The organism is Pseudomonas sp. DWP3-1-2, from assembly GCF_049896285.1.
Lineage (GTDB): Bacteria > Pseudomonadota > Gammaproteobacteria > Pseudomonadales > Pseudomonadaceae > Aquipseudomonas.
Window position 1 is genome coordinate 19,798 of record NZ_JAFCTZ010000014.1, and the last position, 12,307, is coordinate 32,104.

Genomic DNA, 12,307 nt, shown 5'->3' on the forward strand with positions numbered 1-12,307 from the left:
CTGCCAATGATCCACATCCCCAAGTCGGAATACGCTCGTCGACGCAAGGCCTTGATGGCGCAGATGGAACCCAACAGCATCGCGATCCTGCCCGCCGCTGCCGTGGCGATTCGCAACCGGGATGTCGAGCACGTTTATCGACAGGACAGCGACTTCCAGTACTTGAGCGGCTTCCCGGAGCCTGAAGCCGTGGTGGTGCTGATCCCCGGCCGTGAGTACGGCGAGTACGTGCTGTTCTGCCGCGAGCGCAACCCCGAGCGCGAGCTGTGGGATGGCCTGCGGGCCGGCCAGGAAGGCGCGATTCGCGACTTTGGCGCCGATGACGCTTTCCCGATCAATGACATCGACGACATCCTGCCGGGCCTGATTGAAGGCCGCGACCGGGTGTACTCGGCCATGGGCAGCCATCCCGAATTCGACCGCCACCTGATGGACTGGATCAACGTAATTCGCTCCAAGGCGCATCTGGGTGCCCAGCCGCCGAACGAGTTTGTTGCGCTGGATCACCTGCTGCACGACATGCGCCTGTATAAATCGGCGGCAGAAGTGAAGGTCATGCGTGAGGCCGCGAACATTTCCGCCCGCGCCCACGTGCGCGCCATGCAAGCCAGCCGCGCCGGCCTGCACGAGTTCAGCCTTGAAGCCGAACTGGATTACGAGTTCCGCAAGGGTGGCGCGAAGATGCCGGCTTACGGTTCCATCGTCGCCTCGGGCCGCAACGCCTGCATCCTGCACTATCAGCAGAACGACGCGGTGCTCAAGAACGGCGATCTGGTGCTGATCGACGCGGGCTGTGAAATCGACTGCTATGCCAGCGACATCACCCGCACGTTTCCGGTAAACGGCAAGTTTTCCCCGGAACAGAAGGCCATTTACGAGCTGGTGCTTAAATCACAGGAAGCGGCGTTCGCGGCCATCGGTCCTGGCAAGCACTGGAATCAAGCCCACGAAGCGACGGTCCATGTGATTACCGCAGGGCTTGTGGAGCTGGGATTGTTGCAAGGCGACGTGGGCGAACTGATCGTCAATGAAGCTTTCAAACCGTTTTACATGCACCGCGCCGGCCATTGGCTGGGCATGGATGTTCATGACGTTGGCGACTACAAGATCGGCGGCGAGTGGCGGGTGCTGGAAGTGGGCATGGCGTTGACCGTGGAGCCCGGAATCTACATTGCACCGGACAACCAGCATGTTGCGAAGAAATGGCGTGGCATTGGTGTACGAATCGAGGATGACGTTGTGGTGACCAAACAAGGTTGTGAAATTCTTACCCGTGGTGCGCCGAAGACCGTGGCCGAAATCGAGGCCCTGATGGCAGACGCCCGCAATCAACAGAGACAGGCTTCATGAGCCGTTTCAATCTGGCCATCGTCGGCGGCGGGCTGGTCGGCGCCAGTCTTGCCTTATCGCTGCAGGCCGGTGCCAAGGCGCGCGGCTGGAAGATCGTACTGATCGAACCCTTCGCCCCCGGCGACACCTATCAGCCCAGCTACGACGCCCGTTCTTCGGCGTTGTCATTCGGCGCGCGGCAGATCTACGAGCGCCTGGGCCTGTGGCAGGACATCGCCCGCCGCGCCGAGCCGATCCGCCAGATTCTGGTGTCGGACCGCGGTCGTTTTGGCGCGGCGCGCCTTTCGGCCATCGAAGAAGGCGTGCCTGCCCTGGGTTACGTGGCGGAAAACGCCTGGCTGGGTCAATGCCTGTGGCGTGGCCTGGACAGTGAAGTGGTCAGTTGGCGCGTGCCTGCAGAGGTCAAGCACATGCAGGCCTTGCCTGATGGCTATCGCCTGACGCTGGACGACGAAACCGAACTGGAATGCGATCTGGCAGTGCTCGCTGATGGCGGTCGCTCAAACCTGCGCGAGCAACTGGGCATCAGTGTGCGCCAGCGGCCTTACAACCAGAGCGCGCTGATCGCCAATATCACGCCCAGCGAAGCCCATTGCGGCCAGGCCTTCGAACGTTTTACCGAAGAAGGTCCGATGGCGCTGTTGCCGCTGCCGGAAAACCGCTGCGCACTGGTCTGGACCCGCACCGGCAAAGACGTTGAACGGCTCGCCGCGCTGGATGACCGGGCCTTTCTCAGCGAATTGCAGAATGTATTCGGCTACCGTCTGGGCACGTTGCTCCAGGTGGGCGCGCGGCATGTCTACCCGCTCAGCCTGATTGAAGCTGAAGAGCAGGTGCGCTCGCATCTTGTCGTCCTGGGCAATGCTGCTCATAGCCTGCACCCGATTGCCGGTCAGGGTTTCAACCTGTCGTTGCGCGATGCTCACGCATTGGCAGAAGCCTTGCTCGCCAGCGACACGATGCCGGGCGATCTGCCGACCCTGCTGGCTTATCGCGAGCGTCAACGGCTGGATCAGCAATTGACGGTGGGGTTTTCCGATCAGGTGACGCGCTTGTTTGGCAGTACCCAGCCCCTGGTTGCGACCGGTCGGAACCTCGGGCTGCTTGGCCTTGACCTGCTGCCGGGGGCCAAACGCTGGTTCGCTCGCCAGGCCATGGGGCTGGGGACTCGGTCCGATGTCTGACGCCTTGATTTTCACATCCCGGCTCACGCCGCCAGCGAGAACGATTTAAAGCATGGAAACCCGCGCAGATGTGCTGATTGTCGGAGCCGGAATGGTCGGTAGCGCCCTGGCGCTGGCGTTACAAGGCAGTGGCCTGAATATCATCGTCGTCGATGGCGGGTCGCTGGACGTCAAACCGTTTGATCCGCAAGCGATGTTCGAGCCCCGGGTGAGCGCCTTGTCGGCGGCCAGCCAGCGCATCCTGCAGCGTCTGGATGTGTGGGAGGGCATTGCCAACCGTCGCGCCAGCCCCTATGGCGAGATGCACGTCTGGGACGGCAGCGGCACGGGACAGATCCACTTTTCTGCGGCCAGCGTTCACGCCGAAGTCCTGGGGCATATCGTCGAGAATCGCGTGGTTCAGGATGCGTTGCTCGATCGTCTGCACCACAGCGATATCGGCCTCTTGGCCCATGCGCGTCTGGAGCAGATGCGCCGCTCCGGTGACGACTGGCTGCTGACCCTGGCCGACGGCCGCCTGCTGCGTGCGCCCGTGGTCGTTGCCGCCGACGGGGCGAACTCAGCGGTGCGACGCCTGACCGGCACCGAAACCCGCGAATGGGATTATCTGCACCACGCGATCGTCACCAGCGTGCGTACGGCCGACTCCCACCGCAAAACCGCCTGGCAGCGCTTCACGGACAACGGGCCGCTGGCGTTCCTGCCGCTGGAGCGGGAAGGCGAGCATTGGTGCTCCATCGTCTGGTCGGTGACGCCGAGCGAAGCCGAGCGCTTGATGGCGCTGGACGAAGACAACTTCTGCCGCGAACTTGAGCACGCCTTTGAAGGACGGCTTGGCCCGGTCATCAGCGCCGACCCGCGCCTGTGCGTGCCCTTACGCCAACGTCACGCCAAGCGCTATGTCGCAAAGGGCCTGGCACTGGTGGGCGACGCGGCGCACACCATTCACCCGCTGGCCGGTCAAGGCGTGAATCTGGGTTTCCTGGATGCGGCCGTGCTGGCTGAAGTGTTGCTGCATGCTGCCGAGCGCGGCGAGCGCCTGGCCGATGTGCGCGTGCTCAGCCGTTTCGAACGCCGCCGCATGCCTCACAACCTGGCGCTGATGGCCGCCATGGAAGGCTTCGAACGCCTCTTCCAGGCCAATCCGCTGCCGCTGCGCTGGCTACGCAACACCGGGCTGAAAGTCGTCAATCAGCTGCCTGAAGCCAAGGCTGTGTTTGTGCGACAGGCATTGGGGCTGACGGGTGATCTGCCGGATCTGGCCCGACCGTAACATCTGGTAACGGCTCCGTCGGGAGTTCCATTGAGATAGCAAATGGGATTCACTACCATTTCGCCTCATTTTTCATACGCGAGACACTCCCATGCAGGCAAGCAAGCGAATTCTGGCGGCTTTGACACTGACCGTGCTCGGCAGCACCGTACAAGCGGCCGACGAAGTGGTGGTGTATTCGTCACGGATCGACGAGCTGATCAAGCCCGTATTCGATGCTTACACCGCCGAGACGGGTGTAAAAGTGAAGTTCATCACCGACAAGGAAGCGCCGCTGATGCAGCGGATCAAGGCCGAAGGCGAAAACGCCACCGCCGATCTGCTGCTTACGGTCGACGCGGGTAACCTCTGGCAGGCCGAGCAGATGGGCATTCTGCAGCCGTTCACCTCCCCCGTCATCGATGCCAATATTCCCGCGCAATACCGCTCGTCCACGCACGGCTGGACCGGCCTGAGCCTGCGCGCGCGCACCATCGCCTACTCTACGGAGCGCGTCAAACCGGCCGATTTGTCCACTTACGAAGCGCTGGCGGACAAAAACTGGGAAGGGCGTCTGTGCCTGCGTACCTCCAAGAAGGTCTACAACCAGTCGTTGACCGCCACCCTGATCGAAACCCATGGCGCCGAAGCGTCCGAGAAGATTCTCAGGGGCTGGGTGAACAACCTGTCCACCGACGTGTTCTCCGATGACACCGCGCTGCTTGAAGCGATCAACGCCGGGCAATGCGACGTGGGCATCGTCAACACCTATTACTACGGTCGTCTGCACAAGCAGAACCCGAAGCTGGCCGTGAAACTGTTCTGGCCCAATCAATCCGATCGCGGCGTGCACGTGAATCTTTCCGGGATTGGCCTGACCAAGTACGCGCCGCACCCTGAGGCCGCCAAAGCCTTGGTCGAATGGATGACCGGGCCGCAAGCCCAGGCGATGTTCGCCAGCATCAACCAGGAATTCCCGGCCAACCCGAAAGTCGCACCGTCCAGGGAAGTCGCCAGTTGGGGTGAGTTCAAGGCCGACACGATTCCGGTGGAAGTGGCAGGCAAGCGTCAGGCCGAAGCGATTCGCATGATGGACCGCGCAGGCTGGAATTGATTTAACGCAAAAATCCGTTGGAGCGAGGCTTGCCCGCGAAAGCATTTATTCAGGCGACAACTGTATCGACTGGAAAAACGCCTTCGCGGGCAAGCCTCGCTCCAACAGGGTCCAGTTTTCTGTAGCCCCCCATAGAGACCCACCCTTGGCCCATCCCGCCCAACGCCGCTGGTACCCACTGGTTTTCGCCATCGCCGCGCTGGTCTTGCTGCCGATCAGCGTGTTGCTGTTGTCGTGGCAAACCATCGACCCGCAGATCTGGTCGCATCTGTGGGAAACCCAGATGCCCCGGTTGCTGGGCAACACCTTGACGCTGGTGCTGGGTGTCGGCGTGGGTGTCACGGTGCTGGGGGTGAGTCTGGCGTGGTTGACCAGCCTGTGTGAGTTCCCCGGCCGACGCTGGCTGGACTGGGCGTTGATGCTGCCCTTCGCAATACCGGCTTACGTGCTGGCGTTCGTTTTCGTCGGGTTGCTGGATTTCGCCGGCCCCGTGCAAACGCTGATGCGTGAGTGGTTCGGCACGGGCCTGCGGTTGCCGCGTGTGCGCTCCACGGGGGGCGTGATCATCGTGCTGGTGCTGGTTTTCTACCCTTACGTGTACTTGCTGGCCCGCACAGCGTTTCTTGCTCAGGGCAAGGGCCTGATGGAAGCGGCACGCATTCTTGGCCAGACGCCGTTGCAGGCGTTCTGGCGCGTGGCCCTGCCGATGGCGCGTCCAGCCATCGGGGCTGGCGTTGCCTTGGCGCTGATGGAAACCCTGGCTGACTTCGGTGCGGTGGCGGTGTTCAATTTCGACACCTTCACCACCGCCATCTACAAAACCTGGTATGGCTTTTTCAGCCTTTCCAGCGCCACCCAACTGGCGAGCCTGTTGCTGCTGGCGGTCATGCTGGTGCTGTACGGCGAACGACGCGCACGCGGCGCGAGCCGCGCCACCAACGAGCGCCCCCGGGTCAAGGCCCTTTACCATTTGCGCGGGATCAAAGCCCTGGCGGCGACCTGCTGGTGCGGGCTGATCTTCGCCTGTGCCTTTGCCGTGCCATTGCTGCAACTGATCGTTTGGGTCTGGCAGCGCGGGCGGTTCGATCTGGACGAACGCTACACCGGGCTGATCCTGCACACGCTTTATCTGGGCGGCATGGCTGCACTCATTACGGTGAGTGTTGCGCTGATCCTGGCGTTCGCACGGCGTCTGGCTCCCACCCGGACAATTCGCTCCGGCGTGAGCCTGGCCAATCTCGGGTACGCGCTGCCAGGTTCGGTACTGGCCGTGTCGATCATGCTGGCGTTCAGTTATCTGGATCGCGAGCTGGTCATCCCCCTTTCCAGTTGGCTGGGCGGCGCGGGCAAACCCCTGCTGCTGGGCAGTCTGGCGGCCTTGCTGCTGGCTTATCTGGTGCGCTTCATCGCTGTGGCTTATGGGCCACTGGAAAACAGCCTGGCGCGCATTCGCCCTTCCCTGCCCGAAGCCGCCCGCAGCCTCGGGGTCAGTGGGCCGCGCCTGTTTTTCAAGATCTACTTGCCGCTGTTGGTGCCGGGCACCTTGAGCGCTGCGCTGCTGGTGTTTGTGGATGTCCTCAAGGAGATGCCCGCAACACTCCTGATGCGCCCATTCGGATGGGACACGCTGGCCGTGCGCATTTTTGAAATGACCAGCGAAGGCGAATGGGCTCGCGCCGCATTGCCGGCGTTGACACTCGTGCTGGTGGGCTTGTTGCCGGTCATCGGTTTGATCAGGCGCTCGGCACGTCAATCAGGCTAGGTGCGGGTCTACCTCCTTGCGGCTACAATGCGCCGCAATCGGTGCGGTCTGTCAGACTGTTCGCATGCTGTGATCAGCTTTAATCCCCTGTTTGTCGGGTTTTCCAGCGTCATGCCTGTCCGCACCTTCGCCACGCCCGGAAGGAGAAACCCATGGGACAGCGTACGCCGCTCTTTGACCTGCACCTCGCCCTTGGGGCGAAAATGGTCGACTTTGGTGGTTGGGACATGCCTCTGCACTATGGCTCGCAAGTCGAGGAGCACCATCAGGTGCGCCGCGACTGCGGTGTGTTCGATGTGTCTCACATGCACGTGATCGACGTCGCCGGCAGTCAGGCCCAGGTCTGGCTGCAATACCTGCTGGCCAACGATGTAGCCCGCCTGCAAAGCCCTGGCCGGGCGCTATACAGCGCCATGCTGAACACCGATGGCGGGGTCATCGACGACATGATCGTCTACCTCACTGACAGCGGGTATCGCCTGGTGGTCAACGCCGCCACGGGCGTCAAGGATCTGGCCTGGATGCAGGCGCATCTGAACGATTTTGATGTGCAGCTCACCGCCCACGACGAACTCTCCGTGTTGGCTATTCAAGGCCCTCACGCCCGAAGCAAGATTGCCGAGCTGGTGACCAGCTCCCGCGCCGAACTGATTCGGCAGCTCAAGCCATTTCAGGGCCACCAGGAACGCGACTGGTTTATTGCCCGGACCGGCTATACCGGCGAAGACGGCCTGGAGATCATCATGCCCGCCGAGCAGGCACCCGGGTTCTTCAATGATCTGGTCGGGGCGGGCATTTCCCCTATCGGCCTGGGCGCCCGTGACACGCTGCGCCTTGAGGCCGGAATGAACCTGTATGGGCAAGACATCGACGAGAATGTCTCGCCGCTGGTCTCCAACATGGCCTGGACCATCGCCTGGGAACCCGCTGCGCGCCCATTCATCGGTCGCGCCGCGCTGGAAGCCGAGCGCAGCGCAGGGCCTGCCTCCAAACTGGTGGGCCTGGTACTGGAAGAGCGCGGCGTTTTGCGCGCCCATCAAGTGGTGCGGATCGCAGAAATTGGCGAAGGAGAGATCACCAGTGGTAGTTTCTCTCCTACGCTAAGCAAGTCGATTGCTTTGGCGCGTGTTCCGATAGCCACTGCTGACCGGGCCGAAGTGGAAATCCGCGGCAAGTGGTATCCGGTTCGCGTGGTGCAGCCGGCGTTTGTTCGTCATGGCAAAGCCCTGATCTAAATTTCCTGGCGGGTTTTCCGCTGACTCGATGTAGAGGATGACTAAATGAGCAATATTCCCGCCGAACTGCGTTTTGCTGAAAGCCACGAATGGGCGAAAGTCGAAGGCGATCTGATCGTGGTCGGCATTTCCGATCATGCGCAGGAAGCGCTGGGCGACGTGGTGTTCGTTGAACTGCCGGAGATTGGTAAAGTGTTCGCCGCCGGTGATGCTGCAGGTGTGGTCGAGTCGGTTAAAGCGGCTTCGGATATCTATTCGCCAGTGGCCGGTGAAGTGGTTGAAGTCAACGAAGCCCTGGGCACTGAACCGGAAGCCTTGAACAACACGCCGTATGAATCCTGGATCTTCAAGGTCAAGCCAAGCGCTGCCGACGCTGATCTGGCGAAGTTGCTGGATGCTGACGGCTACAAGAGCGCGATTGGCGAATAAGCCGGAAATTTGATTAAAAAAATGCCGCTCACTGAGCGGCATTTTTTATGCGTGGGCGATTACTGGTTATCGGCAACCAGATTCTTCGCCAGGATCGCATTGGCCAGATCCATATCAGACGCTTTCAGGCCTGGATTATCGATACGCGCCTGTTGAATCGCGGCTTCCAGAAACGGGCCACGAATCCCGCCATCACTGGCCACAAAACTGCCTGCGTCATCCTGGGCGGCGACAATCAATTTGTGATCCTTGAACGTCAGATACGTGGAACCGGTGGTGGCGCCCGATGAAATCACATTACGCCAAAAACCCGCGTCAGCCATTGCTGAACCAACCGGAAGAGAAAGCAAAGCGAACGTCGCGACAGCAAGCTTGAGACGCATGGTGGGGATACTCCAACGATGGATGTTCTGAAACCGTTGGATAGGTGAAGCGAGGTGGTAGTTCCGTTGAGCGGCTTGCACAAATGAACCTGTTGGAGCGAGGCTTGCCCGCGAAGATCAGGCGCCTCGGTGACCAGGCCCACCGAGTTACCGTTCTTCGCGGGCAAGCCTCGCTCCAACGATGTCATAAAGCCTCCACCCGCAAAATCGCCCCATCCTGACCAATCACCCGCACCTGCCCGCCTACGGCTGTATCCGGTCCAGTCACGATCCACACGCCGTCACCCACTTTGATCTTGCCGCGCCCGTCAATAATGGCGTCATGCACGATGAAGGACCGGCCAATCAGTTCCTGGCCACGCATGTTCAGGCCGGGCTGGTCTGAAGGCCGCAGAACGCTGCGCTGTCGACGCCACCAATAGACGGCCGTGAGCACCGAAAACAGCGCGAACAGCAAGAACTGGATGGTCCACGGCATAAACGGCAAAACGAAGGTCAGGATGCCGACGGCAGCCGCCGCCACGCCGATCCACAGCAGATACCCCCCGGCACCGAACACTTCCAGAATCAACAGCACCGTACCCAGGCCCAGCCAATCCCAGAACGACAGGTTTTGCAGGAATTCCCACATGGTCGCGCCTCAGGCCTTCTTGCCATCGAATGTGGCTTTAACGATCTCGCTGATGCCACCCACCGCGCCGATCACCTGACTGGCTTCCAGCGGCATGAGGATGACTTTGCTGTTGTTGGCAGACGCCAGCTTGCCCAGCGCATCGATGTACTTCTGGGCGACGAAATAGTTGATGGCTTGCACGTTACCGCTGGCAATCGCCTCGGACACCACTTGCGTGGCCCGAGCTTCGGCTTCGGCCTGACGCTCACGCGCTTCGGACTCCAGAAACGCCGCCTGACGGCCGCCTTCGGCCTCCAGTATCTGCGCCTGCTTCTTGCCTTCGGCGGTGAGGATCGCCGCGGCGCGCAAGCCTTCGGCCTCAAGAATCTGTGCACGCTTGATCCGCTCCGCTTTCATCTGCCCGGACATGGCCGCCATCAGGTCAGCGGGCGGGCTGATGTCCTTGATTTCGATCCGAGTGATCTTGATGCCCCACGGCGCCGTGGCTTCATCCACCGTGCGCAGCAGCTTTTCATTGATGTTGTCCCGCTGGCTGAGCATGGCATCCAGTTCCATGGAGCCGAGCACGGTACGAATGTTGGTCTGCAGCAGGTTACGGATGGCATGTTCGAGGTTATTCACCTCATACGCGGCCTGAGCGGTGTTGACCACCTGGAAGAAACACACGGCGTCGATCTGCACCGTCGCGTTGTCCGAGGTGATGACTTCTTGAGGGGGAATATCCAGCACGCTTTCCATGACGTTGATCTTGCGCCCGATGCGGTCCATCACCGGCACAATGATATTCAGGCCTGGCTTGAGCGTGTTGGTGTAACGGCCGAAGCGTTCCACGGTCCACTGGTAGCCTTGCGGCACAACCTTGAACCCCATGAAGACGATGGCAATGGCCAGGCCGACAAACAGCAGGACTACAGTACCTATTTGCATAACTTTTCCCTGTTTAGCGTTGATTTAAAAAGTTGGGGCGAGCGGGCGGCGTTCCGACTTGCCCGCGAAAGCGTCCTGTCAGTCGAATCTTTTTCGCCTGAGAGGCCTTCGAACATCCGCGACTATGAACTCACCGCTGCTCACTCTGCGGCGTCACGCGCAGCACTTCTTCAAGGGTCGTCAGGCCCGCCGAGACTTTCTGCGCCCCGGACAAACGCAGGCTGCGCATGCCCTCCTTGAACGCCTGGCGGCGCATGGCCGTGAGGTCCAGGTCGGCACTGATGAGCGCCCGCACGCTATCGGACATCAGCATAATCTCATACACCCCCGCTCGCCCCCGATAACCGGTATCGCGACATTCCACGCACCCCACGGCACGGTGAGCGCCGGTGGGCACGGGGGCTTGCCACGGTCGCGTGAGCGCTTGCCAGTCGGTTTCGTCCAGTGCGATAGGCGCCTTGCAGTGCGGACACAAGGTTCGCACCAGCCGCTGGGCCATGACGCCCAGAATCGTGGCTTTGAGCAGGTAATGCGGCACGCCCAGCTCCAGCATCCGGCTGATGGCGCTGGGCGCGTCGTTGGTGTGCAGAGTGGAGAGCACCAAGTGACCGGTGAGCGCAGCCTGGATAGCCATTTCGGCGGTCTCCAGGTCGCGAATTTCGCCGATCATGATGATATCCGGGTCTTGGCGCATCAAGGCGCGTATGCCGCCGGCGAAGGTCAGGTCGATATTGTGCTGAACCTGCATCTGGTTGAACGCCGGTTCGACCATCTCGATGGGGTCTTCGATGGTGCACAGATTGACCTCGGGGGTCGCCAGCTTTTTGAGGGTGGTGTACAGCGTGGTGGTTTTGCCGGAGCCGGTCGGCCCGGTCACCAGAATGATGCCGTTGGGCTGGCGCGTCATGCCTTCCCAGCGCCGCAGGTCATCGCTGGAAAACCCCAGTTGATCGAAATCCTTGAGCAGCACATCCGGGTCGAAGATCCGCATGACCATTTTCTCGCCGAACGCCGTGGGCAGCGTCGACAGCCGCAGCTCCACTTCCCCGCCATCGGGCGTGGTGGTCTTGACCCGGCCGTCCTGGGGTTTGCGTTTTTCGGCCACGTTCATGCGGCCCAGGCTTTTCAGACGGCTGACGATGGCCATGGTGACTTGCGCCGGGAATTGATAGACGTTGTGCAGCACGCCATCAATGCGAAAACGCACGGTGCCTTGGTCACGCCGGGGCTCAATGTGAATGTCACTGGCGCGCTGCTGAAACGCGTACTGGAACAGCCAGTCGACGATGTTGACGATGTGCGCGTCGTTGGCGTCGGGCTCCTGATCGCTGGCGCCGAGTTTGAGCAACTGCTCGAAGTTACCCAGATTGCTTGTTTTCTGATCGACCGCCGAGGCGCCGCTCACCGACTTGGCCAAGCGGAAAAACTCAACGGTCACCCGCTGGATATCCACCGGGTTGGCGACCACCCGTTTGATCGGCAGCTTCAAGACGTGCGTCAGGTCGGCTTCCCAGCCCGTCACGTAGGGTTGCGCGCTGGCGATGGTCACCGAGTCCCGATCCACGGCCACGGCGAGAATCTTGTGTCGCTGGGCAAAGGCGTAGGACATCAACGGCGTCACGGCCGATGCATTGATTTTCAGCGGATCAATGCGCATGTAAGGCTGCCCGGCTTGCTGCGCCAGCCATACCGTCAGGGTTTCCAGGTCCAGTTTGCGACCTGGGCGCTTGAGGTCATCCAGCTGTTGCGCCGCGACGAACTCCAAAGGGTGCAACTGGATGTTCGCGCTGGTGCGCCGCAAGGTCAGCGCATGTTCAGCGCTGTTCTGATCGATAAAACCCTGGGCGACCAGTTCGCGCAGCAGCTCATTCAGATCCAGCCAGCGATCCTGGTTTGATGAGGCGAGGACTGACATGCGAGTTCCTTAAGACGATTCAGCTCATACGAGAGGCTAGAGTAGCCCCAAGCGTGCCAGTTGTTGGCGCAACTGTCTGGATAAGCGTTGCGATTATTTTCAGGATGGCCCGAACGGCGGTC

The 12,307-nt window shown here is 61.2% G+C and carries 11 protein-coding genes; 7 read left to right on the top strand and 4 right to left on the bottom strand.

Annotated elements, in window-relative coordinates:
* Nucleotides 1-6 precede the first annotated feature (6 nt).
* From pepP to gcvH, 7 genes are all read left to right on the top strand, one after another.
* On the top strand, nucleotides 7-1,350 hold the full coding sequence (pepP, locus tag ACP7B0_RS21590) for a Xaa-Pro aminopeptidase (protein ID WP_426143700.1): 1,344 nt from the start codon (nucleotides 7-9) through the stop codon (nucleotides 1,348-1,350).
* Nucleotides 1,347-2,534 (top strand): 2-octaprenyl-6-methoxyphenyl hydroxylase, encoded by a 1,188-nt coding sequence (gene ubiH, locus ACP7B0_RS21595; protein ID WP_426143701.1) that lies wholly within the window; start codon nucleotides 1,347-1,349, stop codon nucleotides 2,532-2,534. Before pepP ends, ubiH begins: the two co-directional genes overlap by 4 nt.
* 52 nt (nucleotides 2,535-2,586) lie before the next feature.
* Entirely contained in the window at nucleotides 2,587-3,807 is a 1,221-nt protein-coding gene (locus ACP7B0_RS21600; RefSeq protein ID WP_426143702.1) for a 2-octaprenyl-3-methyl-6-methoxy-1,4-benzoquinol hydroxylase, read from the top strand.
* A gap of 91 nt (nucleotides 3,808-3,898) precedes the next feature.
* Complete coding sequence (locus tag ACP7B0_RS21605) at nucleotides 3,899-4,900, top strand: extracellular solute-binding protein (RefSeq protein WP_426143704.1); 1,002 nt, start codon at nucleotides 3,899-3,901, stop codon at nucleotides 4,898-4,900.
* A 145-nt stretch (nucleotides 4,901-5,045) separates the two neighbouring features.
* Nucleotides 5,046-6,662 (top strand): ABC transporter permease, encoded by a 1,617-nt coding sequence (locus ACP7B0_RS21610; protein WP_426143705.1) that lies wholly within the window; start codon nucleotides 5,046-5,048, stop codon nucleotides 6,660-6,662.
* 152 nt (nucleotides 6,663-6,814) lie between these two features.
* Entirely contained in the window at nucleotides 6,815-7,897 is a 1,083-nt protein-coding gene (gcvT, locus tag ACP7B0_RS21615) for a glycine cleavage system aminomethyltransferase GcvT (protein ID WP_426143707.1), read from the top strand.
* Between the two features lie 45 nt (nucleotides 7,898-7,942).
* Nucleotides 7,943-8,326 (top strand): glycine cleavage system protein GcvH, encoded by a 384-nt coding sequence (gene gcvH / locus ACP7B0_RS21620; protein WP_426143708.1) that lies wholly within the window; start codon nucleotides 7,943-7,945, stop codon nucleotides 8,324-8,326.
* A gap of 59 nt (nucleotides 8,327-8,385) precedes the next feature.
* Here the strand turns inward: gcvH and ACP7B0_RS21625 are convergent, their stop codons facing one another.
* From ACP7B0_RS21625 to ACP7B0_RS21640, 4 genes are all read right to left on the bottom strand, one after another.
* Nucleotides 8,386-8,709, bottom strand: a complete 324-nt coding sequence (locus ACP7B0_RS21625; RefSeq protein WP_426143709.1) for a DUF2388 domain-containing protein — start codon at nucleotides 8,707-8,709, stop codon at nucleotides 8,386-8,388.
* A 184-nt stretch (nucleotides 8,710-8,893) separates the two neighbouring features.
* On the bottom strand, nucleotides 8,894-9,340 hold the full coding sequence (locus tag ACP7B0_RS21630; RefSeq protein ID WP_426143710.1) for an NfeD family protein: 447 nt from the start codon (nucleotides 9,338-9,340) through the stop codon (nucleotides 8,894-8,896).
* A 9-nt stretch (nucleotides 9,341-9,349) separates the two neighbouring features.
* Nucleotides 9,350-10,270 carry an SPFH domain-containing protein gene (locus tag ACP7B0_RS21635; protein ID WP_426143712.1) on the bottom strand — a complete coding sequence of 307 codons (921 nt, stop codon included), beginning with the start codon at nucleotides 10,268-10,270 and terminating at the stop codon, nucleotides 9,350-9,352.
* Nucleotides 10,271-10,400: 130 nt separating this feature from the next.
* The gene (locus tag ACP7B0_RS21640; RefSeq protein WP_426143713.1) at nucleotides 10,401-12,185 is read right to left on the bottom strand and encodes a GspE/PulE family protein; all 1,785 of its coding nucleotides are present in this window, start codon (nucleotides 12,183-12,185) and stop codon (nucleotides 10,401-10,403) included.
* Between the last annotated feature and the right edge of the window lie 122 nt (nucleotides 12,186-12,307).

Bases quoted from the DNA above. Each gene is read 5' to 3' on its own strand.
- pepP (WP_426143700.1), top strand. From the start codon at position 7: ATGATCCACATCCCCAAGTCGGAATACGCTCGTCGACGCAAGGCCTTG.
- ubiH (WP_426143701.1), top strand. From the start codon at position 1,347: ATGAGCCGTTTCAATCTGGCCATCGTCGGCGGCGGGCTGGTCGGCGCC.
- ACP7B0_RS21600 (WP_426143702.1), top strand. From the start codon at position 2,587: ATGGAAACCCGCGCAGATGTGCTGATTGTCGGAGCCGGAATGGTCGGT.
- ACP7B0_RS21605 (WP_426143704.1), top strand. From the start codon at position 3,899: ATGCAGGCAAGCAAGCGAATTCTGGCGGCTTTGACACTGACCGTGCTC.
- gcvT (WP_426143707.1), top strand. From the start codon at position 6,815: ATGGGACAGCGTACGCCGCTCTTTGACCTGCACCTCGCCCTTGGGGCG.
- gcvH (WP_426143708.1), top strand. From the start codon at position 7,943: ATGAGCAATATTCCCGCCGAACTGCGTTTTGCTGAAAGCCACGAATGG.
- ACP7B0_RS21625 (WP_426143709.1), bottom strand. From the start codon at position 8,709: ATGCGTCTCAAGCTTGCTGTCGCGACGTTCGCTTTGCTTTCTCTTCCG.
- ACP7B0_RS21630 (WP_426143710.1), bottom strand. From the start codon at position 9,340: ATGTGGGAATTCCTGCAAAACCTGTCGTTCTGGGATTGGCTGGGCCTG.
- ACP7B0_RS21635 (WP_426143712.1), bottom strand. From the start codon at position 10,270: ATGCAAATAGGTACTGTAGTCCTGCTGTTTGTCGGCCTGGCCATTGCC.
- ACP7B0_RS21640 (WP_426143713.1), bottom strand. From the start codon at position 12,185: ATGTCAGTCCTCGCCTCATCAAACCAGGATCGCTGGCTGGATCTGAAT.